24 protein-coding genes and 1 pseudogene are annotated in these 25,952 nt (G+C 55.3%); 13 read left to right on the forward strand and 12 right to left on the reverse strand.

Annotated features, from left to right (window positions below; translation table 11 throughout):
- The first annotated feature begins 524 nt into the window (after positions 1 to 524).
- On the forward strand, positions 525 to 1,343 hold the full coding sequence (locus HGO37_RS13425; RefSeq protein WP_250983733.1) for an alpha/beta fold hydrolase: 819 nt from the start codon (positions 525 to 527) through the stop codon (positions 1,341 to 1,343).
- A gap of 485 nt (positions 1,344 to 1,828) precedes the next feature.
- On the opposite strand, the gene HGO37_RS13430 is transcribed toward HGO37_RS13425, so the two are convergent.
- Both HGO37_RS13430 and HGO37_RS13435 read right to left on the reverse strand, forming a co-directional pair.
- Complete coding sequence (locus tag HGO37_RS13430; protein ID WP_250983734.1) at positions 1,829 to 2,104, reverse strand: hypothetical protein; 276 nt, start codon at positions 2,102 to 2,104, stop codon at positions 1,829 to 1,831.
- 636 nt (positions 2,105 to 2,740) lie between these two features.
- The gene (locus HGO37_RS13435; protein WP_250983735.1) at positions 2,741 to 4,024 is read right to left on the reverse strand and encodes a Gfo/Idh/MocA family oxidoreductase; all 1,284 of its coding nucleotides are present in this window, start codon (positions 4,022 to 4,024) and stop codon (positions 2,741 to 2,743) included.
- Between the two features lie 374 nt (positions 4,025 to 4,398).
- Between HGO37_RS13435 and HGO37_RS13440 the strand changes: the two genes are divergently transcribed.
- Positions 4,399 to 5,319 carry a LysR family transcriptional regulator gene (locus HGO37_RS13440; protein ID WP_250983736.1) on the forward strand — a complete coding sequence of 307 codons (921 nt, stop codon included), beginning with the start codon at positions 4,399 to 4,401 and terminating at the stop codon, positions 5,317 to 5,319.
- Between the two features lie 445 nt (positions 5,320 to 5,764).
- The gene (locus HGO37_RS13445) at positions 5,765 to 7,720 is read left to right on the forward strand and encodes a methyl-accepting chemotaxis protein (RefSeq protein WP_250983737.1); all 1,956 of its coding nucleotides are present in this window, start codon (positions 5,765 to 5,767) and stop codon (positions 7,718 to 7,720) included.
- 533 nt (positions 7,721 to 8,253) lie between these two features.
- Here HGO37_RS13445 and HGO37_RS13450 read toward each other — a convergent pair.
- From HGO37_RS13450 to HGO37_RS13460, 3 genes are all read right to left on the reverse strand, one after another.
- Positions 8,254 to 9,633 carry a GntP family permease gene (locus HGO37_RS13450; RefSeq protein WP_250983738.1) on the reverse strand — a complete coding sequence of 460 codons (1,380 nt, stop codon included), beginning with the start codon at positions 9,631 to 9,633 and terminating at the stop codon, positions 8,254 to 8,256.
- A 449-nt stretch (positions 9,634 to 10,082) separates the two neighbouring features.
- Complete coding sequence (locus tag HGO37_RS13455) at positions 10,083 to 10,376, reverse strand: type II toxin-antitoxin system RelE/ParE family toxin (protein ID WP_250983739.1); 294 nt, start codon at positions 10,374 to 10,376, stop codon at positions 10,083 to 10,085.
- Positions 10,373 to 10,681 (reverse strand): type II toxin-antitoxin system RelB/DinJ family antitoxin, encoded by a 309-nt coding sequence (locus tag HGO37_RS13460; RefSeq protein WP_250983740.1) that lies wholly within the window; start codon positions 10,679 to 10,681, stop codon positions 10,373 to 10,375. The genes HGO37_RS13455 and HGO37_RS13460 overlap by 4 nt, the downstream gene beginning before the upstream one ends.
- A 773-nt stretch (positions 10,682 to 11,454) precedes the next feature.
- Between HGO37_RS13460 and HGO37_RS13465 the strand changes: the two genes are divergently transcribed.
- Both HGO37_RS13465 and HGO37_RS13470 read left to right on the forward strand, forming a co-directional pair.
- Complete coding sequence (locus HGO37_RS13465; protein WP_250984080.1) at positions 11,455 to 11,760, forward strand: GNAT family N-acetyltransferase; 306 nt, start codon at positions 11,455 to 11,457, stop codon at positions 11,758 to 11,760.
- A 330-nt stretch (positions 11,761 to 12,090) separates the two neighbouring features.
- Positions 12,091 to 12,420 (forward strand): HNH endonuclease, encoded by a 330-nt coding sequence (locus HGO37_RS13470; RefSeq protein WP_250983741.1) that lies wholly within the window; start codon positions 12,091 to 12,093, stop codon positions 12,418 to 12,420.
- A gap of 156 nt (positions 12,421 to 12,576) precedes the next feature.
- Here HGO37_RS13470 and HGO37_RS13475 read toward each other — a convergent pair whose 3' ends face one another.
- From HGO37_RS13475 to HGO37_RS13490, 4 genes are all read right to left on the reverse strand, one after another.
- Positions 12,577 to 12,864, reverse strand: coding sequence for a putative quinol monooxygenase (locus tag HGO37_RS13475; RefSeq protein WP_250983742.1), 288 nt, complete (start codon positions 12,862 to 12,864; stop codon positions 12,577 to 12,579).
- A gap of 157 nt (positions 12,865 to 13,021) precedes the next feature.
- A complete protein-coding gene (locus HGO37_RS13480) occupies positions 13,022 to 13,804 on the reverse strand; it encodes an SDR family oxidoreductase (protein WP_250983743.1) in 783 nt (260 codons plus the stop codon).
- A 14-nt stretch (positions 13,805 to 13,818) separates the two neighbouring features.
- On the reverse strand, positions 13,819 to 15,015 hold the full coding sequence (locus tag HGO37_RS13485) for an aminotransferase class V-fold PLP-dependent enzyme (protein ID WP_352230567.1): 1,197 nt from the start codon (positions 15,013 to 15,015) through the stop codon (positions 13,819 to 13,821).
- Positions 15,009 to 15,488: a RidA family protein gene (locus HGO37_RS13490; protein ID WP_250983745.1), complete on the reverse strand. Its 480-nt coding sequence runs from the start codon at positions 15,486 to 15,488 to the stop codon at positions 15,009 to 15,011. Before HGO37_RS13490 ends, HGO37_RS13485 begins: the two co-directional genes overlap by 7 nt.
- Before the next feature lie 117 nt (positions 15,489 to 15,605).
- Between HGO37_RS13490 and HGO37_RS26380 the strand changes: the two are divergent.
- Positions 15,606 to 15,797, forward strand: a pseudogene (locus HGO37_RS26380) (LysR family transcriptional regulator); the annotation flags it as partial.
- A 42-nt stretch (positions 15,798 to 15,839) separates the two neighbouring features.
- Positions 15,840 to 16,496, forward strand: a complete 657-nt coding sequence (locus HGO37_RS13500) for a LysR substrate-binding domain-containing protein (RefSeq protein WP_250984081.1) — start codon at positions 15,840 to 15,842, stop codon at positions 16,494 to 16,496.
- A 114-nt stretch (positions 16,497 to 16,610) separates the two neighbouring features.
- Here HGO37_RS13500 and HGO37_RS13505 read toward each other — a convergent pair whose 3' ends face one another.
- From HGO37_RS13505 to HGO37_RS13510, 3 genes are all read right to left on the reverse strand, one after another.
- Positions 16,611 to 18,059, reverse strand: a complete 1,449-nt coding sequence (locus tag HGO37_RS13505; protein ID WP_250983746.1) for an HD-GYP domain-containing protein — start codon at positions 18,057 to 18,059, stop codon at positions 16,611 to 16,613.
- Positions 18,060 to 18,323: 264 nt separating this feature from the next.
- Positions 18,324 to 18,581 (reverse strand): GGDEF domain-containing protein, encoded by a 258-nt coding sequence (locus HGO37_RS26505; RefSeq protein WP_352230576.1) that lies wholly within the window; start codon positions 18,579 to 18,581, stop codon positions 18,324 to 18,326.
- Between the two features lie 60 nt (positions 18,582 to 18,641).
- Positions 18,642 to 19,223 carry a TetR/AcrR family transcriptional regulator gene (locus tag HGO37_RS13510; RefSeq protein WP_250983747.1) on the reverse strand — a complete coding sequence of 194 codons (582 nt, stop codon included), beginning with the start codon at positions 19,221 to 19,223 and terminating at the stop codon, positions 18,642 to 18,644.
- A gap of 177 nt (positions 19,224 to 19,400) precedes the next feature.
- On the opposite strand from HGO37_RS13510, the gene HGO37_RS13515 reads away from it, so the two are divergent.
- The 6 genes from HGO37_RS13515 (at position 19,401) to speB (ending at position 25,920) form a co-directional block, all read left to right on the forward strand.
- Positions 19,401 to 20,357: a BMP family protein gene (locus HGO37_RS13515; protein WP_250983748.1), complete on the forward strand. Its 957-nt coding sequence runs from the start codon at positions 19,401 to 19,403 to the stop codon at positions 20,355 to 20,357.
- Between the two features lie 63 nt (positions 20,358 to 20,420).
- Positions 20,421 to 21,950: an ABC transporter ATP-binding protein gene (locus HGO37_RS13520; protein ID WP_250983749.1), complete on the forward strand. Its 1,530-nt coding sequence runs from the start codon at positions 20,421 to 20,423 to the stop codon at positions 21,948 to 21,950.
- Positions 21,947 to 23,041, forward strand: coding sequence for an ABC transporter permease (locus HGO37_RS13525; RefSeq protein WP_250983750.1), 1,095 nt, complete (start codon positions 21,947 to 21,949; stop codon positions 23,039 to 23,041). The genes HGO37_RS13520 and HGO37_RS13525 overlap by 4 nt, the downstream gene beginning before the upstream one ends.
- The gene (locus HGO37_RS13530) at positions 23,041 to 23,979 is read left to right on the forward strand and encodes an ABC transporter permease (RefSeq protein WP_250983751.1); all 939 of its coding nucleotides are present in this window, start codon (positions 23,041 to 23,043) and stop codon (positions 23,977 to 23,979) included. Before HGO37_RS13525 ends, HGO37_RS13530 begins: the two co-directional genes overlap by 1 nt.
- Positions 23,976 to 24,896: a polysaccharide deacetylase family protein gene (locus HGO37_RS13535; RefSeq protein ID WP_250983752.1), complete on the forward strand. Its 921-nt coding sequence runs from the start codon at positions 23,976 to 23,978 to the stop codon at positions 24,894 to 24,896. Before HGO37_RS13530 ends, HGO37_RS13535 begins: the two co-directional genes overlap by 4 nt.
- Before the next feature lie 70 nt (positions 24,897 to 24,966).
- Positions 24,967 to 25,920: an agmatinase gene (gene speB / locus HGO37_RS13540; RefSeq protein WP_250983753.1), complete on the forward strand. Its 954-nt coding sequence runs from the start codon at positions 24,967 to 24,969 to the stop codon at positions 25,918 to 25,920.
- Positions 25,921 to 25,952 lie beyond the last annotated feature (32 nt).

Raw genomic sequence — 25,952 nt, forward strand, 5'->3', positions numbered from 1 at the left:
TGACGCAGGTGGGATGGTGTCGAAAAAGGGACATGATACGCTCCATGACACGCCTCAACGCCGTGTAACGAAACCGCACTTTCTATTGCTTGGGTGCCCGGAGCGGCTGGGTCTGTGGCGGCGTTACAGGATCAATGCTGCCAACTCCGGGTGACGGAGCGTGCTTGATCGGTAAGCCAGGAGATTTGAATGACCCAAGTATTTCGCATGACAGTTAGGTAAGCAGAGGAAACGTATCCTTCAAGGCGACGTTTTGCCGCACGATTAAGAGAACGCCATAACATCTGCGCCAGAGCGCGCTGACCTAATAGAAGTCGTCGTTAGCCTGAAACGCCGTCAGCGATTTGCCGATGACAGTGGTGACGCCATGACTTTCCCAATCGCCCAAGTGACGCGTCTTAGCCCTCTCGATGAAGAGCTGGTCGGTGCAACGATCGGCCAAACGAAATACCTGGAATGTGATCTCCGAGGAACAAGATGTCCGCTGTGAGCTTTACTCTTGGCATCATCCAAGGAGTTTCATAATGGCATTTATTGAAGCAAAAGACGGGACTAGCTTGCACGTAAAAGACATGGGTCAAGGACGCCCTGTGGTGCTGATCCATGGCTGGCCCCTGACCGGCGACATGTTCGAATATCAAACGGTTGCTCTGCTCGAGGCCGGTTTCCGAGTCATCACATATGACCGCCGTGGATTTGGACAGTCTGGTCACCCCGCAAGTGGCTATAATTACGACGTCTTCGCTGACGATCTGGCCTCAGTTATTGACGGTCTTGATCTGCAAGGTGCTGCGCTTGTCGGTTTTTCCATGGGGGGAGGCGAGATTGCCCGTTACCTGTCGAGACACGGCGCATCCAAGATTTCTAAAACCGTGCTCGTCGCATCGGTCGCGGGCTACCTACTCAAAGATGATACGAACCCGGACGGTGTCGATGGAAGCGTCTTTGATGGAATGAAAAAAGACATCAGAGAGGATCGCTTTGCTTTCCTCCAAAGCTTTGCCAAGACGTTTTACGGCGTCGGATATGTCACTAAGCCTGTTAGCCAAGGTGTGCTGGACTGGTCGTTTGTGCTGGGTGTGATGGCGAGCCCGAAAGCCACAATCGATTGCGTAGATGCATTTGGCAAGACCGACTTCCGTGCAGATTTTGCTGCCTTCACGGTTCCAACACTGGTGATCCACGGTACAGGCGACAAAACGGTCCCCATTGATCCCACTGGGCGGGCTGCCGCGAAGGCTATCGCAGGGGCGAAACTGATCGAATATGATGGCGAACCCCATGGCCTGTTCGCAACGGTCCCTGATCGCCTCAACCAGGACCTTATCGCGTTTCTGTCTTAAGCAAAAACGGGCGAGCGCAAAGGTTACTTTGCGCTCGCTATCTCAACAATTATTTCGCGACGATGTCGCCAACCCGATTGGCCGTACACAGTTGAAATGACTTGAGTATCTGCCAATTCCGCATCAAGACCAAAACATTAAGAACGCATTTTCAGTGTAGCCAGTCACGAACAGCACTTTCAGGCTCGGACGAGAATGACGGTGAAAGATGTACCCTTCCAACTTCGAAATGCACGTGAACCGATCAGCCTGATGGTTGGCAGACCCGAAGATCCCCAAAAGCCCAAGTCCCGTTCCAAGCCAATAGGTTTTACTCCTGATGGACGGGCCCAGGAGCTTCGGGCACTGTGGGATAAGTTCGAGCCTTGCGCCGCTGAAGAGGCTTGCTTCGCCAACGTCGTTTATGGCCTTAGCGAATGCAGGGCAATTCCTTCACGAAGGGCGGCACATGGAGTACCCTTGTCGTCAGCCACATTGTGCATGGCTTACTCGAGGAGCTGGGAGTTCTTCGCCGAACAGCGAGCGAAATCCACCACGACAACATTGCCGCCTGAGCCAAGATCGATGCCTCCTACCTCTTCACAGCTCTGATAAACTGTCAGTTCCTCACTACTTGACGTGCAAGTCGAATTGTTGAGGTGGCTTTCGTCCTTCGCTGTTTGCCGGTTCTGATGAAGCTGCACGACAAGCTTTTTGTAATATGCGACTATGGCATTATGTTCTGCACGGCTTATGTAGCGCTCATGAAATTGGGGGGTCATTCTATCCTCATCTGCAACACCGTAATCGGAATGCCCGCGCTCCGTTGGAGGTTCCCGCGCCGCTTAGACCATGCTTAATGCATAGTGAATCCGGGGTGTTGGCTAACAGGCGTGTCGTGGACGAGCGTTCGATGGCGGAGTTGGTCTCTCGAGTATTAAAAAACGAAAGAGCCGGGTACTGCCGCGACGAAGTGCAAAAAGTTTCGACTCGATGCAGTGCCACGGAGTGTTCCATAAGCTCCAATGTTCGAACTAATCCCCTTCCCCAGGGGCCTCGCGATTGGAAAAAAGCGCGGAACGCGGCTATTATATCCGAAGGGTGCTAATCTCGTCTTCACCGATTTCACTCCTGCAGTCGCCTCAACTGTATTGGCCTTGGATGGTCCCCTCATGGACTGGGTGGAGCTCCCCATTTCCAAGCCAACCATGCCATGCTTCGTTGGCGCGGACGTGTACCGTCTGTCGAAAACGCTACCGCGAATGGAGCCTCGTGCAAAATATCGGCACATCAAACTCGGTTCTCTAGGGGTGCGCTGCTTTCCAGACGATAACCTTGCTGGACACGCTCACGCCGACGTGTCCCAACAAAGCATTGCGCGTGCCGCCGAAAACGTTGCACGCGCTTTGAAAAACCGCTCAGAACTGGACCATATCGTCGACTTCGACCGGTAAGCCCGTCTGGAACGACCGGTTGGCGGCAAGGCCGGTCAGGATTGACATGGCACCATCGCGAAAATCTGCGGCGAAGGCACCGCCGGAATTCGAACTACCGAAGATATCTGCCAGCATGCGGTTGTCGCCACCGCCATGACCGCCCTCCTCCATCACGACAGGTACGATACGCGGTTCGCCGTGCAGCGGGAAATGATAGAGTTGGGTACCCTTTGCAGCGCCTTCCTCGTGTGAAGAACCACCGGCATTGATATAGGAGGTTTCGCGAACCATGAGTTCGATTCTCCCCTTCGACCCGTTGAAGGCAACATTAAATCCTTCCCAGGGCGCATAGGTGTTGAGCGAATAGGTCATGACCGCGCGGCTCTTGTAGCGCACCATGACCTGCATCGTATCTTCGATGCTGATGCCATCCCCGAAGACGTTCTGATCCCGTTGGTAACCGTCCTCATGTTCGGCATCCCAATAGAGCGCTTTCTGGACCGGGCTTTCGGTCAGGTCGATGGCGAAGGGATCGGTTTTAGCGGCGGCAACTCCGGTGGTGCGGTTGTAAGGCGTGAACAGGCCCCGCTCCTCGGCATTGGCGCGGCCATACAAGCGCAGATCACCCATGCCGAACACGGTCTGTGGCTGGCTTTGCAGCCAGAAATTGACGAGATCGAAATGGTGAGTGGACTTGTGCACCATTAGCCCGCCGCTGTTGCGCTTGTCACGATGCCAGCGGCGGAAATAGTCGGCGCCGTGTTTGGTATCGAGCAACCACTCGAAATGGACGGAATAGACGTCACCAATTCCGCCTGAAGCGATGATCTCGTGGACAGCCGCATTGTGCGGCGCGTAGCGGTAATTGAAAGTGACGCGGACCGAGCGACCGGTACGCTTGACCGTGTCGATGATCTGCTGGCATTTGACCACATCCGTGGTCATCGGCTTTTCGGTGATGACGTCACGGCCAGCTTCCAATGCCGCGATGATGTAGGTGTGATGTGTACGGTCGATCGAGGTGACGATCACGACATCGGCAGCTGTCTCATCCAGCATGCGACCGAAATCCTCGACCTTATAGGTGGGCAACTGGCTAAGGCCGAACTCCTCGATCAGCACTTTGTTGGTGTAATCCATGCGCGTCTGGTTGGTATCGCAAAGTGCCACCAGTTCATTCTGCGCGCTGAAATTACGCGCAATGGCTTCGTAAAACATGCGGGCGCGCGCGCCTGTGCCAACGATGACGTATTTTTTCTTGGCCATCGGCTATCTCCTCTTCCATTCACGCCAAACCGCTTCGATCAATGATGCCGATCTGACGCAGCCACGTGTTTCTGATTGTCCCGTGAGAAGGACGCTGCTTCGCTTTACCGGCGCAGGGCGCAACCTTCCGCATCGAATAGGTGCAATATTTCGGATCAGTCCGCGATGCGGCACGATCGGCAGATCGGCAGGGCACGCCGGGTGCCAGGGGTCAGCTTATCAACCAACAAACTGGCCGGTGGGATTATTAATTGTCCCCACTTTTCCTCCTTAAGTTTGCTCTGCACGGCGAAGTTAGCCCTCTCGAGGTATATGGACAAATATAATATTTCCGACCATTCATAAAATTTCTTTATGGAGACGAGGAGACGGACATGAACAAAGCACTTGAGCAATTTGTGGCGGTCGCCGAAGCTGGGTCATTCATGGCAGCGGCAGAGATACTGCACATCTCGCAACCAGCACTGAGCTACAACATCAAGCGACTGGAACAGTCACTGGGTGTGGAACTCCTTTATCGCTCGGCACGCGGTGTCCAGCTGAGCCCTTATGGGGAAACGCTCTACAACAGCGCGATCCTGATGAACCGCCTACACACGAACGCCCTTACAACAATCGCCCGGCAGAAAGCGGAGCTGGAAGAAGGCATCAGTATCGGAACCGGCTATTCCACCTGGATTCTGCTTTTGAAGGATTTTGTGATCGAACACTTCAAAGCCCACCCGGCAGCACCAATCAATGTCAGCATAGGCAATATGATGCGCTGCATGGACCAGCTGGTCGCTGGCGACATTTCCCTGTTCATGGGACATCGCATCGACCATCTAAAGCCGGGGCTTGCGGTCGATTTCATTCCGTTGGGATCAGCGACCGACGGATATTTCGTCCGTGAAGGGCATCCGCTTCTTGAAGGAACTCGTAAAATTGACGAAATCCGTAACTATCCAACGACAATGGCGAATCCGGCAGAGGCTCGTCAAAAGCGCCTCATCTCAGGGACAGGTGCTCAAAACCTCGACGGCACTGGCCACGCATTCGCATGCAACTCGATGGATGCCTGCATCGGTTTTGCGCAGAGTACGGACGCAGTGCTGATCCACAGCGATGTCCTGAGAGACTATTTTGTCGAAAAGGGTCTGCGAGAGGTGAAGATTTGCCCGAATAGTCCTCGCCGCCTGGCAGTGATGGGGTTTTACCTTCTGCCGGAGAGCAGACCCAATCCCAAGATTAAGGACATCATCTGCCTGATATCAGCCCGTGCCGAGGCGGCGGGCCTGTTTCCATCGGCGATTTGAAGACAAGTATTGTTAACCCGCCCACGGTAACGAGAAGGCAACCGGGCGTTCGACGGCTGGCTATCGTCGGGACGGCAGCTCGGGACCAGCGGCGATCGCAACAACTATCACGCGGGCGTTTATGAAATTGCGCGACGGCAAACCATCATCGCACACAGGTTGAAATTGCACCGCAGGCAAGGAGAAAAAATATACTATAAGTTGCCAAAATAGATCAAAATAATTTCGATAAACCTCAAGAAATGATATTTAATTATATTTAAACCATAACTAACTAAGCATAGGCGCGACAGAGCATCGATCAGGTCGCCATGATGGCAGGCACCGTCTGTTATTCTTCATATCCACGCCGAATCCCCTGCAGCAGAGTTTTTCGTTCGACCGGCCTCGGTCGTAATGCTCCCTGCTTCGTGTTCGCGACTTCAAAATAGAACCGCGAGGAAATATGTCATTTCTTAAAAATGCGAGCATTCGCACGAAAATTCTGTCCCTGATCCTTCCCCTTTGTGTGGTTGGCTTGAGCGCCACAGCCTTTATCTCCACCCGGTACAAACAAGCAGATACAAGCTATTCCGACTTTATCTCAAATGACGCTGCGGCAAGCGTGGAAATGTCGCGCGCAAACCGAAATGTCGTGGCAACCGCATATGCCGCCTATCAAATCCTGACTTATCGCCAGGAAGATCCAGCGATGAAAACAGCGGTGGACTTTTACAACGATAGCAAAAGTAAGCTATTTGAGCGTCTTCAGAATACGAAACTACTCTTTCCCAGCGAGAGTGTTGCGATCGACAAAATCATAGAGAGAACGAAAGACGTCGTCGCCCTGACCGACGAGGCCGTACAACTGGGGCAAGCGGACCAGAACGACCCTGCAAGGGCGGCTCTGGCGAAAGCCGACACGCTGATCCTGCCTCTGACCACCGACAGCGCAACGTTTCTGGATCAGATATTGAAAACGGTCGCCGTAAGAAGTGACGGACTGACCAACCAGACAAATTCTACTATCTTCACCTCGCTGACGGTCGTCGGCGTGGCCTTTGCGCTTGGCATCATTGCATCACTCATCGTTGCCGCCAAAGGCATTACCACTCCAATCGCAGCCTTGCGTGAACGCATGATTTCGCTGGCCCAGGGGCAGACGACTGCACCTGTAGATGGGCAGGACCGCAAGGACGAAGTCGGTCAGATGGCAAAGGCTGTCTCCGTTTTCCGTGACAACGCCCTTGAGAAAATTCGCCTCGAAAAAGAAGCTGACGCGAACCGCAGCCTTTCCGAACAGGAACGCCTGGAACGAGAGGCCCAGAAGGCGCGGGACGCTGCCGACACGCAGTTCGCCGTCGATCAACTGGCCAAGGGTCTCGATCGCCTTGCAGATGGTGATGTTGCCTACCGCATCGAAACACCTTTTGTTGCCCATCTCGATACGCTACGCAACAACTTCAACGGTTCGGTTGCCAATCTGAATGACGCACTACGTGCCGTCGGCCAGAATGCCCGCGGTATCGACGCTGGTGCCAATGAAATCCGTTCTGCGGCCGACGACCTGTCCAAGCGCACCGAGCAGCAGGCTGCATCGGTCGAAGAAACAGCGGCCGCGCTGGAAGAGATCACCACCACAGTGAAGGATAGCAGCAACCGTGCCGAAGAGGTCGGCCACCTCGTTGCCAAGGCCCGTAATGGGGCGGAGAAGTCAGGTGAAGTCGTGCGTCAGGCCGTGACGGCCATGAACGAGATCGAGCGCTCGTCCGGTGAGATCACCAGCATCATCAGCGTTATTGATGAGATTGCCTTCCAGACCAATCTTCTTGCTTTGAACGCCGGTGTCGAAGCTGCACGCGCTGGTGAAGCTGGTAAAGGCTTTGCAGTCGTCGCACAGGAAGTTCGCGAACTGGCGCAGCGTTCGGCAAAGGCTGCGAAAGAAATTAAGGCATTGATCACCACTTCCGGTGAACATGTTCGCTCAGGTGTCAATCTGGTCGGTGAAACGGGTCGCGCGCTGGAAGTGATTGTCACTGAAGTCCAGGAAATCAACCGGCACATCAATGCCATCGTGGAATCCTCACGCGAACAGTCGGTTGGCCTTCAGGAAATCAATACTGCCGTCAACACGATGGATCAGGGCACGCAGCAGAACGCAGCCATGGTTGAGCAGTCGACCGCGGCTAGCCACAGCCTTGCCAAGGAAGCTGCATCTCTCAACCAGTTGCTGTCACGCTTCAATCTGGGCAACGGCGCGGGTGCAAGCAGCTCGGCTCCAACTGCCGCACCTGTCCGCTCTGCGTCAAGCGCGTCCATACCAGCGCCATCTCCAGCACGTGCGCTTGGCCGCAAGATCGCGGGCGCATTTGGTGGTGGCTCTGCGGCTGCCGTTGCACGGGATTCGTGGGAAGAATTCTGACATCCAAGACTGCTGCTAGGGGCGCTTATTCGTCCAGCCCTTAACGAAACTTTGAAATAATTATGGTCGGGAATTTTGCTTACGGTAAAGGCAGGTTCTCGACCGATGGTCTTGCCCACAAAGACTGGGCAATCAGTGGCTGAACGGCAATGAGGATCGGCGGAACAGTAAGCCCACAGCCAGAGTTTATTTTTAGCTGTTTCTTCAGTCGGCGCCGTAAGCGGCAAGCGACGGCGCGCCAGGCAAGAGCATGGGGGGGGGCCCGCCCCATCCTCACACCGACACGACTACATGAGCCATGTCAGCGGAGCCGTTGAGAAGATGAGACACCGGGTTTCATGAAGTTAATCGCAGATGCCGAAACCCGACAAATCCTCAGAGCAGCTATCCTTGGCATCGAGGGGGGACGAGGCAATCCAAAGTATGGATGCAATGAACGCCTGCCCCCCATAACCGACCCTTTTAATGCTCGGCACGTGCCCACGCTTATCGGAGACCTGAAGTCAGCCTCCTGATCTGCGCACTCGCACCGCTCAAGCCAACCAGAAAATCAACCCCGATATAGCAAAACCCACAAGGCCCACTAACGTTTGCATAACAGTCCAGGTCTTGAACGTTGTTTTAATGTCCATTTCAAAGAAACGGCCAACCAGCCAGAAGCCGGAATCGTTGACATGTGAAAGCACCGCAGAACCGGACGCGATCGCAATGACGATGGCCGCCAGTTCGATCCCCTGATAACCGGCAGCCTGGACAGCAGGCTGGATCAGTCCAGCAGCTGTAATCAGGGCAACTGTTGCAGAACCCTGTGCGACCCGCAATGCAGTTGCAACCAGAAAACCTGCCACAAAAACTGGCATACCGATATCAACCAATGCGCTCGACAGAGCATCGCCGATCCCAGAGGCACGAAGGACACCGCCGAACATGCCTCCTGCGCCGGTAATCAAGATAACGGAGCAAACCGGACCCAGAGCGGAGTCGACGATGCGCTCAACCTTGATAGGATCACGACCCCGCATTGGTCCAAGAACGACGGCCGAGACCAAAACAGATATTAAGAGGGCAATAGGCGTCGAACCAATCGCACGTAACAACTGAAACCAGCCTGCATCCTTATCCACCCAGTCCTGAGCCCGGGCGAAATCAAGTCCTGTATTCATGAAGATCAGCGCAAGCGGCAAAAGCAGGAGCCCGACGACAAGTCCGGGACTTGGCAGGGACGCCTCGTCCTCAGGCGTTTCGTCTTTCTGAACGACTTGGGGAACGGGTAAAAGGATTCGTTGGCCGATCCATTTGCCGAAGAAATGACCAGCAATGATCCAGGTCGGGACGGCAACAACCAGACCGACAATGACGAGTAGACCAACGTCCGCACCGAGCAACTCAGAGGCGGCAACCGGCCCTGGGTGCGGTGGCACGAACACATGCATGCATGAGAACGCGCTCGCAACAGGGATACCATACAGCAGGAGACTTCCGCCCAGGCGACGCGCAACCGTGAACATTACAGGCAGCATAACAACGAGGCCTGCGTCGAAGAAGATCGGGAAGCCGAAAAAGAGGGAGGCGATGCCCAAGGCCATTGGCGCGCGTTGCTCGCCAAAACGCCGGACAAGATCATCGGCGAGAGCTTGTGCGCCACCAGATACTTCGAGCAGGCGTCCCAGCATTGCGCCAAGTCCGACAAGCAGCGCTACGCCGCCAAGTGTAGAGCCAAATGCATTTGTCAGTGTGTTCATGATGTTTGCCATCGGGATGCCCGTGACAAGCGCCGTCAGGAAGCTGACGAGAATAAGGGCAACGAAGGCGTGGACACGAAACTTGATGATGAGCAACAATAGTAGCGCGACAGCGCCAACCGCTATCGAAATCAGTGCGCCTGCGGATAATGTCTGTTCAAATTCCGGCAAATATAAGCTCCTTGATGTGATGGAGTGGCTGTTGACAGCCGCTTCTCTGAAAATCCCTGTTGAACTTACAAAGATTTCTGAGCCGAGGCCTTACGACAAAGAACAGCACCACTCAACGAGATCACGCGTAAATCTCCTGAAAAGAAGCGCGCGAGCGTCACCTCTTCGTGACCATCCGCCTACGCGCGCGAAAAACTCAAAAGCAAAACCAAGCGATGAACATTCGACCCATCCTGCCCGTCGATGTACCCGCCATTCGTGATCTCTTTCTACGGTCACGCCGTGCAGCGTTCGTATGGGAGCGGTGCTCGGAGCTGACGCTTGATGATTTCGACAGTCAGACCGAGGGCGAGTCACAAATGATCGCGCTCGATGAAGAGCGACATGTGGGTTTCATCCCGATGTGGGGACCTGACTATTTTATCCATCATCTCCACGTCACGAGTCGTTTAACTGGGCGGCAGATACTCTGGCCATTCCTGCGCCCCATGAAGCACACGAAGGATCCGAACTTTCGTCTCGGTAATAGTGTATGCCGCGACGTAAGGCGTGCCATTGATAACGAGTTCGCGTGTCCCGGCAATTCTGCCCACGCGCCCACTCGCCGGGAAATCGAGTAAACGACGAGAAGCGGCGACTATTCGTTCATCGATCAGAACAGCGGCAGCGGGATTGTCAATTTCGATGTATGTAAAGATGGCGTCGCGATCTGATAGCGCAAACGCAGACCAGGTAAGTTTCAAGATTTTGGTGCGCCTACTTTTAGACGGGCAGCTTTTCGCCGTTCTGCAAAATGCGCCTCAACCTCGTCGTCTGATAGATCCGGTCGAGTATCGTTCAACGCTTGAAGCACCTTGGTCCGAAACCAGGCATCATGCGCTTCACTGCCCGAAAGAAGTTCAAGGGGTAGCGCCCCCTCGTTGGCAGTCCGCGTGAGCAAGATACGAACCACATCAGATACTGTGAGGCCCATACTTTCGAGCACGGCAGAGGCACGGTCTCGAACCTCGGCATCAATACGTGTTTGGACAAGTGCGTTTGCGGCCATGACTATCTCCATATTTGTCGGAATAGTAATGCAATTGAATGACATTTTCTAGATGAACTTTAACGGCGGGATAATCCTGCTGACGGCTCTTTTAAGATGTGGGAGAGATCGAACTGTCTCGCAACAAACAACGGCCTGTAGAATCGACACAGATATTGATTTCATTTGGAAACACCGAGAGCTCGATAAGCCTAAGCGGCACCAACTGTGATGACGTTGCTGTCGTTGCGACATACAATGTAACAGCAAACGCCTTCTCCAGGTCACAGCAGGAACGGTGTAGCATCACTAAGGGCGATTCTTGCCACAGGATAAAACAGTGCTGGCAGACCGAGTTCCCGATAAGGTTTTGGCAGGCGGCTTGAGAAGATGCCACAAGTCTACCTCCCATAATTCAGAGTTACGGCAAACCGCGAACGTCCCCTTCGACTAAAGCGCCTTGAAAAGCTTCAATCTTCCTTCGAAAGCGAAGTTGATGCGTAGTCAAAAATTGGGAGCTTATGGCAGCATTGCGCCGACATCGGACGTTGCTTCCCTCGGAGAACTCCCAGATCTGCTGTACGGACAAAACCAGAGAGTGAACAGATGGTCGAAATTCGCCCCGCAAAAGCCGCTGATTATGAGGAGATTGTCCAGCTCTGGCACCAAGGATGGCATGATGCCAATGCTAACCTTGTGCCTGATGGGGTGCTGCCTTATCGGTCTAGGACCATTTCAGTCTCTGGCTGACGGAAGCGGAGGACGCATTCTTCGTCGCAGCAGACGACATTGGCATAGTCGGGTTCGTCTCCGTAAAGGGAGCTGAGGTTGTCAAACTCTATGTCAGCGACCGTGCTCGTGGTACACGCGTGGCCCAGACATTACTATCCTTAGCTGAGAAACTTCTGAGTGAGTCCGGGATAGCAAGAGCGATGCTGCTCTGTACGGCCGGCAACATTCGGGCTGAGCGGTTTTATGCGCGGCAGGGGTGGGAATTATCTGGTTCCTACGAAGACGCGCTTTGGACACCAGCGACTAGCAATGAAAGGTTCTTTGTGCTGACCCACCGATTTGAAAAGGACCTGAAGCTGCTTCTTTAACAACGCTGCGAACAGTTTAGGATCTGCGTCGCGGCTATTTTTATATGACCGGTTTGGGCAAATTGCGGCCATCAAGACTAATGTGCTCTCGAATAGATGTGAACCGACAACCTGCCAAAGCAAGACCGTCAATCATGAGCAATATTCTATAATATCCTATCGCTCGTCACGAGGATCGACTAATCGACTGATCGTACTTAGTCGCCGATGTTGCTCCGATGCACACGCCAGTGCCTTGTCGAAAACGGCTTGGCGTTGTCGGCATGCTTGGGTTGGTCTATCGATGCGGCGCGAACGCAATCTGACAGCCGATAGAGAGGCACCAAATCAATGGCACGCAAGCAGAGAGACAATTTTACTTCGCAAGATGTGGAGGCGGAGCCCGTCATCTGCCAGCTCTGCGAGCGGGTGATACCTGACGACCAGATCGAGCACCACCATCTTGTTCCCCGGAGTAAGGGTGGCAGGGTCACGGTGCCTTTGCATCGGATATGCCATAGCCACATACATGCAGGCTTCACTGACGCCCAGTTGGCAAAGAAATTCTCCACGATCTCAGCTATTCTCGAGGACCCCGCGATTCAGAAGTTCGTCAGTTGGGTAAAAACAAAACCAATTGGCTTCGATGATGAAGCAGAGGAGCCGGGCCGACGTCGCTGACTATTGGCCACCAGACTACGCGCTCAAGGCTTGATTTAAGATTGCCTGCGCGTTGCCTACCCGATTTAATGCTTTGACCCCTGGTAAAACATTGATGCGGCAACGTAGCGGAAACGCATTTTTGCGGGAAAACTGCGCTAAATGGCCGATCCACAGTTATTCAGTGACTACGTAGTCCCGTTGGATCATTGACGTGGCTGTGAACCACTCGGATGCGCGAGTACGCTGCTGATGAAAATCAAAGGCGGCTCGGTCCGAAAACACTTCTTCAACGCACCAGACGAGAGGGTTTTCAGTCTGCGACACCTCAAAGGAGAGGCAACCCGGCTCTGCCTTGGTCAGACGGACATGGTCAGGCAGGTGCGTTTTTACGATCTCCACCTCATCAACGGTCGCGCAGCGAAGGAGGCCAGAGAGCCCAACCTGAGTTTCTGGTTTGTCCATATTGTTTCTCCAATTCCAGCATTTGGCCGTGTTCGTCCATCAGATATCGCGTCGATATGTGGTGCTATGAGGAGCCGAACTATTATTGACGACATGACGGCCGAGAAGCCGCCATTGCCTATCTCATACCGGTAAAGACACGCGTCTTTTCACCACCCTATCCGTGCGTGGATTGGAACGCCCCGCCGTCGAGCAAAAGATTTTGTCCAACGATATAGCCTGCGTATTGGCTGCACAGGAAGGCGGCGGCGGCACCAAACTCTTCTGGCGTGCCGAACCGGCCTGTCGGATTGAGCGCATGTGCTTTGCGTCGAGCCTCATCGAGGCTGATACTTTGTTCTGCGGCGGTTCTCTTCATTAAACCCTCGGTACGATCTGTTTCGTGTGAACCGGGTAGAAGATTGTTGATGATAACCCCGTGTTTTGCCACCTGCCTAGCCGTTCCGGCAACGAAACCGGTAAGCCCGCTGCGCGACGCGTTGGAAAGCCCAAGTTCGGGGATCGGCGCTTTGACAGATGCGGAGGTGATATTGACCACCCTTCCCCATTTCCTGTCGATCATGCCCGGCAGCACCGCTTTCATCAGCAATATCGGCGCAAGCATATTCGCGTGAAGAGCTTTGAGCCAGTCATCCTCAGTCCAGTCGGACCAAAGCCCCGGCGGTGGGCCCCCAGCATTGTTGACCAGGATGTCCGGTGATGGTTCCGCGTCCAGAAGTGCCGCGCGACCTTCCGCCGTGGTCACGTCAGCAACGACCATGTGAACCTCGGCATTGGTCTGTTTTCGAATTTCGCTTGCAGTCAACGCAAGTGCTTCAGGGTGCCGGCCATTGAGCGTGACGATGGCGCCCGCTTCCGCGAGTTTCTGCGCGACACCCTTGCCAAGCCCTTTTGAACTTGCGCAGACGATTGCCCGTCTGCCAGCTATTCCAAGATCCATTGCGCGTTCTCCTTCTATCGTTTGGCCATCCGGGCGATTGCTTCAACCGCTTCAACAAGTTGGACGATCTCATCTTCGGTGTTGAGGTAGCTGACCGAAGCGCGGGCCACTTCCTGCAAACCGCGAGCTGTCATATCGTAAGGCGTGTATGACACCCCGTTTGCACCGATGTTGATGCCTTTTTCGGCCAAGCTACTTTTGACGTTTGAGGCCAGGATGCCATCTACCGTGAATGAAACCAGTCCCGAATATGTCGATCCGAGATCACGCACTTCGACACCGGGCACATGACGCAATCTGTCCCGAAGGCTTGCGGAAACCACGCCGATGCGGTCCCGAATCGCCGCCACACCCAGCTCCGAAGCAAGGGAAATTGCCTCTCCGAGACCCAAAAGCAACGCGACCGATGTCTCAGACATTTCGAACTGACGCGCATCTGATCTCAGTAATGGCATACCATTTATGAGAGGACCTGAACTCACATCCACAAAAAGCGGATCAAGTTTGTGGCGAAATTCGGGCCGAATATACAAGAGCGCGGTTCCGCGCGGTCCCCGCAAATGTTTCCGTCCGGCACTTTTGAGCATGTCGCAACCGATCTTTGCTACATCAATCGGGATTTGACCCAATGCCTGCCCGGCGTCCACCAGATAGGGAATTCCAGCGGCGTTGGCTATCTTGCCAACGGCCTCGGCATCGTTGATCAGGCCACCATTCGCAGGAAGCCAGGTCAATGAAATCAGCCTTACCGTATCATCAATCATGTGGGCGAGCACATCCGGATCGACACTTCCGTCCTCGCGGCAGGGAATGACCTCAATGCGGGCGCCGCTTCTGCTTGCCGCGCGCTGCATCGTAGCGACATTTCCACCCCATTCGTGGCGACCGACAAGAATGCGGTCGCCCTCGCGCAGCGGTGGCAGTGCCGCAAAAACCATGCCCCACACGGAGGACCCCGACGATCCGAATGCGATATCTTCGGGCTCTGCACCAATCAGGCTCGCAGCATTCAGCCGAATTGTTGAAAGCCGATCCGCAACAAGGGCCGCAGCCTCCATCGGACCGCGTGACCCTTCCAGCGCAAGGTGTCGTGTCACCGCCTCCGCAACAGCCCTTGGTGAAAGCGATGCGCCAGCATGGTTGAAATGGATGAGCTCGGCGCAGCCTGGGGTGTCAGCTCGTAAGCTCCTGACCCTGGCGTCTGTCAGCACCTGCTTTCCTCCAACTCAACAATTGCATCGACCTCGACAGCAGCTCCGGCGGGCAGCGAACTCATTCCGAGTGCGGCCCTTGCGTGTTTGCCAGCATCACCGAAGACAGCAACCATCAGGTCTGAAGCGCCATTTGCGATCTGGGAGTGATCCTTGAACTCATGTGTTGCAGCGATATAGACGCCGAGCTTGAGGACACGGCGCACGGATGAAACCAGGCCATCCGTATGGGCTACGATCTGAGCGAGAACATTGATGGTCGCAATGCGGGCAGCCTCGGTGCCCTGCTCATCCGCACAATCCCTGCCAAGTGTTCCCGCGAGAACCTCACTGTTGGGAGCCTTGCTGATCTGACCTGAAATGAACAGGAGATTGTTCGCTTGTGTCACAGAGACGTAGCTTGCGACAGGTGCAGTTGGTGCAGGCAGTTCAATTCCGAGAGTTTTGAGCTTTTCGATGATGGATATCGACATGTGTTTCTCCTTTTTTGAATTCATGGAAGAAATCCGTGCCATCGACCAATTCAAAGCTTTGCAGCCTGCGATCGAAATTGTTAATGTCACGCACAATAGTCGTGAGGCAGACCAGATTTGCGCAGCTCCCCCCTTCTTCCTCCACTGCCCGCTCTCAGGGTATTTCAGGCCGTAGCCCACCGTTTAAGTTTTCGGCTGGCTGGTGAGGAGTTGCTGATTACTCAAAGCGCTGTCAGTCACCATATCAAGCAACTCGAAACCGCATTGGGCACGCAGCTTTTCCAACGCAAAAGCAAAAGCATCGAGTTGACTGACGAGGGCGTGATGTTTCTGGCCACCGTGGATCAGGCATTGTCCCTGCTGGCGGCAGGGACTGCGCAGTTGCGCGCACGCTCAGGCCAGGCATATCTGCGCGTCAGCCTCTTACCATCTTTTGCTGCAAACTGGCTGATCAGTCGCCTTGAGCGGTTTGAAACGCAACATCCGAATATAGAGCTGGATCTGGACCCAACGCTGCGTGTGGTCGACATAAATCGCGGAGAAGCAGACGTCGCAATCCGTTTCGGTGACTTTAGTGCGGATAAGCAGGGAGGCATTCATCTCGCGAATGAGGAGCTTTCACCTGTGATGAGCCCGGTTCTTTACGGAGACGGATCCCGCTTCCAGTCTACCGATGATCTGCTGCCTCACCCCATATTGCAGGCGAAAAGCGGGCTCGAATGGCAATTGTGGAGCGAGAGCGCGAACCTCTGCCTCGACAAAGCCAGACACATACGCCTAACCGATTACAATATCGTCCTGCAGGCAGCACTTGATGGACAGGGTATAGCCATGGGCCGAAACCTGCTCATCAAGGAACATCTGCGAAAGGGGCGGCTGATTCAGCCGTTTCCAGTCAGTTTCAGCTCAGAGAAGGCAGCCTATTGGGCGGTATGTGATCTAAACTCAAAAAATGCCGCCGCTATCGAGGCATTCGTGGAATGGCTCAAAGCCGAACTGCAATTTTAGCTTGGGTCAGGCGTAACGCGTTGACCGTAACATTTCCTTCTTCTGAATCAGGCCCGTAACTGAATGCCAACAAAATTTGCAACTTCTCCTTCGGCTAAGCTCGACCAGGCATTATCAACGCCAACGATCTCGGGCGGACGTAGCCGAAAGTTGACTACTGCGCTGATGAGACGGCAATGCGTAACGAGCCTCTATTTGCTGTAGTGCTGGCCTCGTAAACGTGCCCAGTTTTGCTCTGTCAAGGGCCCGTTCCAATGCCTCGATGCAAATAGGATCGTGCGATGTTCCCGCTCCTTCTCGCAGGATTCCTATGGCTTTGTCTATCGGCATTGCAGATCGGTAGGGTCGATCGGCGGTAAGTGCGTCAAACACGTCAGCAGTGGAAACAATTCGGACTTCCATCGGGATTTCTTGCGCGGTTAAACCCCGCGGGTAGCCTTTACCGTCCAACCGTTCATGATGAGCGCCCCCAATTAACGCTGCCTCTGAAAACGCTCCAATTGTGGACAGAATCCGCTCGGAGAATTCCGCATGGCGCTTCATTTGCAGCCACTCTTGATCGTCAAGCTTCCCCGGCTTGTCCAGCACGCTGTTGCTCACGCCGAGTTTGCCTATATCGTGAAGAAGAGCAGCTCGTTTCAGAAGCCGACGATCCTCAAAATCGATACCCATTTCTTCAGAAATCAAATCCGTGTACAACGCAACACGATCGCTGTGGCCTGACGTGTAGGGGCTTTTTGCATCAATGACTTTCGCAAAACCGGCGGCGATATCATCCAGATAATCATCGTCAGCCATGACGGCCTGCTGTCCGGGCTCCGACGCAAGCACCAGGGCCTCAAGATCAGGCGAGACTAAAGTCTTCCAGAAATTTGAGCGCGATGACAGCCGGGTGAAAGCATCTACCAAATTGGGGTCGAACCACTCTCCCCTACGCTTCCTTATCTCCCTCAACGCACTGTTGGGGCCGCCGGATTCCTGAAACACGTCGATGACTTGTGATAAGAGCGCAATACGGGCAAATAATGGGATTGTCATACCTGCAGCGCCGTTTGGTTTTCCGCCACCATTCCAGTGCTCATCAAGGGCAAGAATACCGTCTGCCACCTGTTCAGAAAACCTCATCTGACGGGCAATATCTGCTCCTCGTTGGCATCGCGTCTGGATGAGCTCGGTGGATATAGTGCCGCCATTTTGAAGAATGTTCAGGATTCCACGAAAGCGCTCGGCCAAACCCGACTTCATCCCGGTGCGGCCAATCACGAAACGCAGCACCTGGCCAAGACTTCCATCGACCAGCTTGAAATCGTGTTTGAAGCTCAGATCGTCAGCAAGGTAGAGTTCGCAAATGCGGGCAGCATTACTGCTGCACCCAAGGTCTTTCAACAGAAGAGTATAATACAGGTCGTGGAGATCGCTGTCCTCAAGTCCAATTTCGCGCCCGATTTCCGTTCCAATGTAACAGCACCGAATGCAATGTCCTTCCGGCTGCCCTTCTGTCATATCGAGCGCCTTGCTCAACGCTTCGATGATTTCAGCCAGGCGGATTTTTATGCCGGTCATGGAGTGGCCCTCGTTTGAACGACCACAATATTTGCGAGAGCGTTTCAGAATCATTGATCGAAGACACTAAAACGGCAGAAAATCCATCGAAATCAATTGATTAGACCAAGCTAACAAACGCGCTAATTTTAAGTATTGAGTATGAAACAACCTGACATGGCTAAGCTTCTATTTTTTGCTCTCCACCGTGGGAGGAAGCAACTACAGCGTTGCGGCCACTGGCTTTTGCTCGATAAAGCGCTTCGTCTGCCAGTTTGAACAAGCTCAACTGATCAATGTTGGCAATGTCTGTTGCGCCCCAATACTGATCGTTACGTGCCCGAAGCTACTGCCTTTATGCGAAATGTTGAGGTCTGCGACGGCCCGCCTCATCGTTTCTGCAAGTAAAAACTCACCTTCCTCGTTCGTGTTCGGGAGAACGACGGCGAACTCTTCGCCACCATAACGGGCGCAGCTGTCAGCCGGGCGTCTAATGGATGCGGAAATTGTTGTTGCCACGCTTTTAAGGCAATGGTCACCTATAAACGCGCCTGACTGACTATAGAATTAGAAATCAGGTCTATTCGCGCCATCCAGCCAATGCTAGCCGCCGACAGCGAATAACTGGCTAAGTTGAGCAAAGTCTCTACGCGTTAGCCTATCAATCTCGAGGTCTGAAATTCCGTCATCGCTCATGAACTGTTGAAACCGTGCGTTCTGAAGCTGAAAGATCGTGTCCGCTAGCGCGTCGGGATCGATCGCAGCCGACAACGTGCCTGCTTTTATACAGATACGCGCCCAATGAGCCAGGAAATCCGTCAACGCCACGTCGAGAGCCCGGTAGCTGCGCCCGAATTCTTCACTTCCGCTCTGGATCGACGCAGCCAGAATTTCGCGCCAGACCGGCTTGGGAAGGTTGCCGGTAGCGTGAAGACGAAGACGTTGCGCGAAGTCGGCACAGTAACCCACGAAATCGGGTGCATCATGCGCCAGCACCGCCTGCTCCTCAATCAGTCGTCGGGTAAGGCTGCGGTCGCTTTCCTCGACAAGTGCCAGCAACAGACCAGCCTTATGACCAAAATAATTGTAAACAGTCACGCCTGAAATGCCTGCTTCATAGGCAATCGATTCAACTGTGACGTCACCATAGGGTTCGTCTCGCAACTTACGGCGTGCAATATCCATTATAAGTTCGCGCCGCTTTGCCTTTTTGCGTTCTCTAAGTCCCGTTTCAGTCATTATCTGCCTGTTTTTTATCCGTTTTTTGCGTTGTTCGATTAATAATTGAGCTAAATATTTAATTGACAAAAATATTTTATGTCATAAAAATTTTTATAAATATAACCAAAGGGAACTATCTACATGATTAAGTCATTGCGCAATGGATTAATCGGCACCGCGCTAGTGTTCGGTGGCCTTATCACGCCTGCATCCGCTGATGATTTCAAGGTCGCGATCGTGCTTCCTGGCGTTATTACCGACAATTCCTTCAATCAGTCAGGCTATGAAGGCGTCAAGGAAGCTGCCGACACGCTTGGCATCGAGTTCGCCTATAGCGAAAAGACGGCGCAACCTGACCAACCGCAAGCGCTGGCGGACTACGCGCGCCGCGGCTACAATCTCGTCATCGGTCACGGAGGGGAATTTCAGGATGCTGTCGACCGCGTTGCAGGCCGCTTCCCGGATACTAAATTTCTCGTCGTCAATGGTGTCGAGGCCGGCAAGAACGTTTCCGTAGTCAGCTATGACTTCCCGTCCATGGGCTATGCAATGGGGTATGTCGCCGGAAAAACATCACAGACCGGCAAGGCCGGATATATCGGCGCGCAGAAGCTGAAATTCTATGTCGAACTTGGCGAAGGCTTCGAGAAAGGTTTCAAGGCCGCCCGGCCCGACGGAGCGGTCATGACCGCGTGGACCAATGATTGGGACGACGTCGCCAAGGGCAAGGAAGCTGCGCTCAATCTGATCGGCCAAGGCGCCGACGTGATCTTCCCGTCCATGGACAATGCGGTCGTCGGCAGCCTTCAGGGAGCCAAGGAAAAGGACAAGATGGCGATCGGCATCTATTATGATGCGATCAAGGACTGGCCGGATACGGTCATTCAGTCAGCGGTCTTTGACATGCGCGGCGCGCTTGGCGAAGTCATCGGGCTGGCGAAGTCCGGCAAGCTTGAGCCTAAACCCTATATTTTCAGCTTCGACCATAAGAATGCGACACGCATCGGGACTTACGGGCCGAAGGTTCCGGCGTCCGTGCCTGCCGAAGTGGATGCACTGCTTCCGAAGCTTGCTTCCGGCGAAATCTCCTTAAAGTAAGCCCGATTGCCGGCAGAATTGCCTTCTGCCGGCGGCCTCGGTTGCCAGAGAAAGGTTGGTCGCATGGTGGTTCCTGCCCTTCGCCTTCACGGAGTCGGAAAACTGTTCGGTGAATTCCGCGCGCTCGACGCGATCGAAATGACGGTGGCCGCAGGCACTATCCACTCGATCCTCGGCGAGAACGGTGCCGGCAAGACGACACTGATGAACATCCTCTACGGTCTTTACCAGCCCGATGAAGGCGAGGTGGAGGTCTTCGGTCAGACGGTCAGTATCCCATCGCCACGTGCAGCGCTCGACCACGGCATCGGCATGATCCATCAACATTTCATGCTGGTGGATACACTGTCCGTGGTTGAGAACATTATTCTGGGACTTCCGGGCCAGGGTATGCGTCTGTCACTTGACGAGCATTCCTCAAAGATTGACGCGCTGTCGCGTCGCTATGGTTTCGACGTCAATCTCCACGCACCGGTCTGGACGTTGCCCATGGGCATGCGCCAACGAGTCGAAATCCTGAAGGCGCTCTATCGCGAGGCGCGAATTATTATCTTCGACGAGCCGACAAGCATTCTTGCGCCACAGGAAGTCGATGGCCTGCTGCGGGGACTTAGGCGCCTGCGTGAAGAGGGAAAGACTGTTGTCCTCATCACCCACAAGCTAGAGGAAGTGGCCGCCGTCGCGGATCGCATCACTGTGATGCGATCGGGCCGTGTCGTCGCCGAACAGGATGTCGCTGGTCTCGAAAAGTCCGACATGGCGAGAATGATGGTAGGGCGCGATGTCGCGCTTTCATCTTACGACGTCGAGCGCCCGGATCCCGGCCCTGTCGTCCTCGAAGCCCGCGGACTCGCGGCACGCAATAGCCATGGCGTCCTGGCACTCAAGGCTGTCTCCTTTGAGCTTAGGGCCGGCGAAATATTCGGGATTGCCGGCGTCGATGGCAATGGCCAATCCGAACTGGCCGAGGTTCTGACAGGTATACTGCGCCCTGAAGGCGGCACACTAACACTTAACGGAGCAGACATTCTGCCCATGACCATCGACCAGCGTCGCCACGACGCAAAGATTTCGTCCATTCCGGAGGACCGGCAGCATACGGGCCTCGTTCTGGATCTCTCTGTCTGGCAGAACGCAGCACTACGCGATTTCCGGCGACAACCATTTTCGCTGAGGGGATGGCTCAAGCCAACACGCATGCGCGACATCGCCGCCGACTGGGTGAAGCGCTACGATGTGCGGCTGCGCAGTCTCAATCAAGCGGTGCGCTTCCTCTCTGGCGGCAATCAACAGAAGCTGATCTTTGCACGTGAGATCGAGGCCAGGCCCGCGGTCATGGTGGTCATGCAGCCCACCAAAGGCGTCGATGTAGGCGCCATCGAACTTATCCAGCGCGCCATTCTCAAGGCACGCGCCGAGGGTGTTGCCATCCTCTATATCTCGACCGAACTCGAGCACATCCTCGCCGTAGCCGATCGTGTCGCAGTGATCTGCGGTGGCCAATTTACCGGCATGCTGCCGCGCGCCGAGGCGACGGTTGAGCGTATCGGCAGCCTGATGGCTGGTATCAGTGAAACACCGGAGGCCCCATGATCCGTCTCGTCGCAACGCTCTATGCCCTGCGCACCGTCTGGGCTCTCTGTATAGCCTTCGCGCTTGGCGCACTGCTGATGCTATTTTCCGGCGGCAATCCGCTTGCCGCCTACTCCGCGCTGATCAACGGTGCTTTTCTCGATTATTGGGGAATTTCCGGCACGCTTGTAAAGATGTCGCCGATCCTGCTCGCCGGCCTCGCCGTCATCCTCTCGTTACGCGGCGGCCTTCTCAATCTGGGTGTTGAGGGGCAAATCTATATGGGCGGTCTGTTCTCCTCGATCGTTGCGCTCTACGTCACCGGGCTTCCTACAACATTACACCTCATCCTCGCCATTCTCAGCGGTGCGCTCGCCGGCGGGGCATGGGGCATGATCGCGGGCGTGTTGAAGGCTAAGCGGGGCGTTAACGAGGTGATCGTCACGCTGCTCCTTAATTTCGTTGCCATCAATCTCGTAAGCTATTTCGCAGGCGGGCCGATGATGCAGGACGGTGCGCCTTATCCCTATTCCGAGGAAATTCCGGAAGGCCTATTTCTGCCGATTATCCTGCCAATGACGGATGCTCATTTCGGCGTGGTGCTCGGTTTACTGATTGCCATCTTGTTATGGGTTCTGCTCCGTTCTTCGACGCTCGGCTTCTCGCTCGATCTCGTCGGCCGCAATCCGCAGGCGGCGCGTTATGCGGGCGTCGACGTTGGGCGCGCCGTGATCTCGACCATGTTTCTTTCCGGCGCACTCGGCGGCTTGGCTGGAAGCTTCGAAATTCTTGGGCTGAAACACCGTCTCTACCACCTGTTCTCTGCTGGTTTCGGCTTTGACGGCATCGTCGTCGCCTTCATGGCACAGCTCAATCCGCTGATGTCGGTAATCGCCGCCTTCTTCCTTAGCGGCCTGAAGAGTGGCGCACTGATGATGCAGCGCGCAATAGGACTGGAGAGCACCGTTGTCGACGCGGTAATAGGCATTGTCATCATTTGCGTCGCCGCATCGCAGGCCTTTACGTTCAAGGCCGACCAGTGGCGCGCCTGGTTTGCCAGACGCCAGAGGCTCAACGCTGCGCTTGCGGTTCAATCGCAGGAGGCCAAGTGATGGATTACATTATGAATCCGGCGTTCCTCACCGATTTTCTCTCGTCTTCCCTACGCTTGTCGATCCCGCTCATCTTTGCCGCGATCGGCGTCGTCTGGTCGGAGCGCTGTGGCGTGTTCAACATCGCCATCGAAGGCTGCATCCTCGGCGGCGCCTTCGGCGCAGCAATCGGCACGTGGTGGTTCGGCGACCCTCTGGGCGGCCTCCTTATGGCCCTGGTCATCGCCAGCCTGCTCGGCCTTCTGCTAGGCGGGCTGGCGGTCGGCCTCGGCATCAACCAGTTGGTGGCCGGCATCGCAATCAATCTGCTGGTCGGCGGCATGACAGCCTACCTCGCCCGCCAGATCATGGGCAACAACGCGACCGCGCCGCTGCCCGGCTTCGCCGTCATGCCGATTCCCCTTCTGTCAGATATCCCAATCGTGGGGCCCGTCCTGTTCAGCCAGGGGCCGCTTGCCTATCTCGCCTATGTCATCGTGCCGCTCGGCTGGATGCTGCTTTACCGCACGCCATGGGGACTGCTTGTGCGGGCTGCGGGCGACCAGCCGATGGCGGTCGATACGGCCGGCGTCGACGTGCAACGGCTTCGCTTCCTCTCGGTCCTCGGCTCCTGCATGCTGGGCGGGCTCGGCGGCGCCTATATCGTTCTCTCGCAGGTCCATGTCTTCACCGAGCACATGAGCGCGGGCAAAGGCTTCATAGCGCTCGGCGCCGTCATCCTCGGGCGGTGGAATCCGCTCGGCGCAGCCATCGCCTGCCTCGCATTCGGCATGGCTGACGCTACCCAACTGCGGCTGCAATTCGGCAGCCCCGAAATTCCCTATCAGCTGTTCTCCACCCTGCCCTTCATCGCGGCCCTCGCAGCCCTGGTCCTGTTCTCGGGCAAGGTCCACGCGCCAGCCGCCGTTGGCAGAAAATTCGAGCGCAGCGGCAAATGAAAGGCATAGACATGATCACCAATCCCGTTCCGTGGCCGAACGGCGCCAAATGCGCAGCCTGTGTCACCTTCGACATGGATGCCGAAAGCCTCATCCACATCGACCATCCGCAAGACGGCTACAAACGCGCTTCAGCCCTTTCCATGCTGCAATACGGACCGACCGTCGCTATTCCACGGATCGTCGAGACCTATCGTCGGCTCAGCCTAAAGCAGACCTTTTTCATCCCGGCTTGGTGCATAGAGCGCTATCCGCAGGCAATCGAAACCATTCTCGCCGGTGGCCACGAGATCGGCCAGCACGGGTTCCTGCACGAAAATCCGGTCAAGCAAAGCGCAGAGGAACAGGCCTATTGGCTCGATCGATCGAGTGAAGTGATCGAACGGGTCACCGGCAAGGCGCCGCGCGGTTTTCGCGCGCCGCTATACAATTTCTCCGACCAGACGGCGCGTCTCCTGGTTGAGCGCGGTTTCCAATATGACAGTTCGCTGATGGCCGATGACGTGCCTTATCTGGTCAAGGCCGCGGGCGGCGATTTCGTCGAGCTACCAACGCACTGGGGCGTTGACGACTGGCCGCAATATGTGCAGTCGATGGACCTTGATTATATGATGCCAATCCGCTCGCCGAGCCACGGCTTCCAGATCTTTCGCGAGGAGTTCGAGGCGGCCTATCTTTATGGCGGTCTGTGGATTCCTGTCGTCCACCCCTTCGCCACCGGCCGCCTGGCACGCTGGCATGTCGTCAGCCAATATCTCGAAGAAGTCGTCGCCCGCGGCGATGTCTGGTTCGCGCCAATGGAAGAGATCGCCGCGCATGTTCGCGACGTCACCGCCAAAGGGCTCTACACGCCAAGGGAAATCCCGATGCCGCAATATGACGGGCCGGTAGAGCTCAGCGCACCCCGGTTCGCATAAGCGGTCGCTTCCCACCAATTGCCTGAAAATTTACGGCCCCTGTGCCCTAACCATTTTGAAAGGAACTGTAATGGCCTCCCACGGATATGATTCCGGACGGCTGAACCTGCCGTTCGTAGGCATCTCGACCTTCGCCAAAAGCCCCTATGTGGAAAACTGGGACCAGATCGAAGCCGATGTCGCGATCCTCGGCGCGCCCTTCGATTTCGGCACACAATGGAGGTCCGGCGCCCGTTTCGGGCCGCGTGGCATCCGGGAGGCCTCAACGTTGTTTGCCTTCGGCCATGCCGGCGCCTATGACCACGAGGACGACGTCACCTACCTGGAAGGCGTTCGCATGGTCGATCTCGGCGATGCCGATATCATCCACACCGACACGATAAGCAGCCATGCCAATATCGAATATGGCGTGCGCAAAATTCTGGCGGCTAACGCCCTGCCTGTCGTCCTCGGCGGCGACCATTCGATCAACATCCCCTGCATCAACGCCTTCAGCGAGCAGGAGCCAATCCATGTCGTACAGTTCGACGCGCACCTGGACTTCGTTGATGAGCGCCACGGTGTCCGCTTCGGCCATGGCAGTCCGCTGCGCCGAGCCTCGGAAAAACCTTGGGTCACTGGCATGACGCAGCTCGGGATCCGCAACGTCTCTTCCACTGCCAAGGAAGGTTATGACGATGCGCGCGCAAAGGGCTCGGACATTCTTTCTGTGCGGCAGATCCGCAAGCTCGGCGTCGACGCCGTTCTGGAGCGCATTCCGGCCGGCAAACGCTATTACCTTACCATTGATATCGATGGATTCGATCCATCAATCGCACCGGGCACCGGCACACCGAGCCATGGCGGCTTTATCTATTATGAAGTGCTGGAATTGATCGCAGGGCTTGCGAAGCGCGGTACGATCGTCGGCGTCGATCTTGTCGAAGTCGCGCCGGATTATGACCACACTGGTTCCACTGCCATTCTTGCGGCTCAGCTGCTGCTCAACACGATTGGCAGGATCTTCGTGAATAATCGCAAATGAAGGTGTCCGCAGACGTCAATTGGCGAGCATCC

This window comes from Rhizobium sp. CG4, from assembly GCF_023701965.1.
Taxonomy (GTDB): domain Bacteria; phylum Pseudomonadota; class Alphaproteobacteria; order Rhizobiales; family Rhizobiaceae; genus Agrobacterium.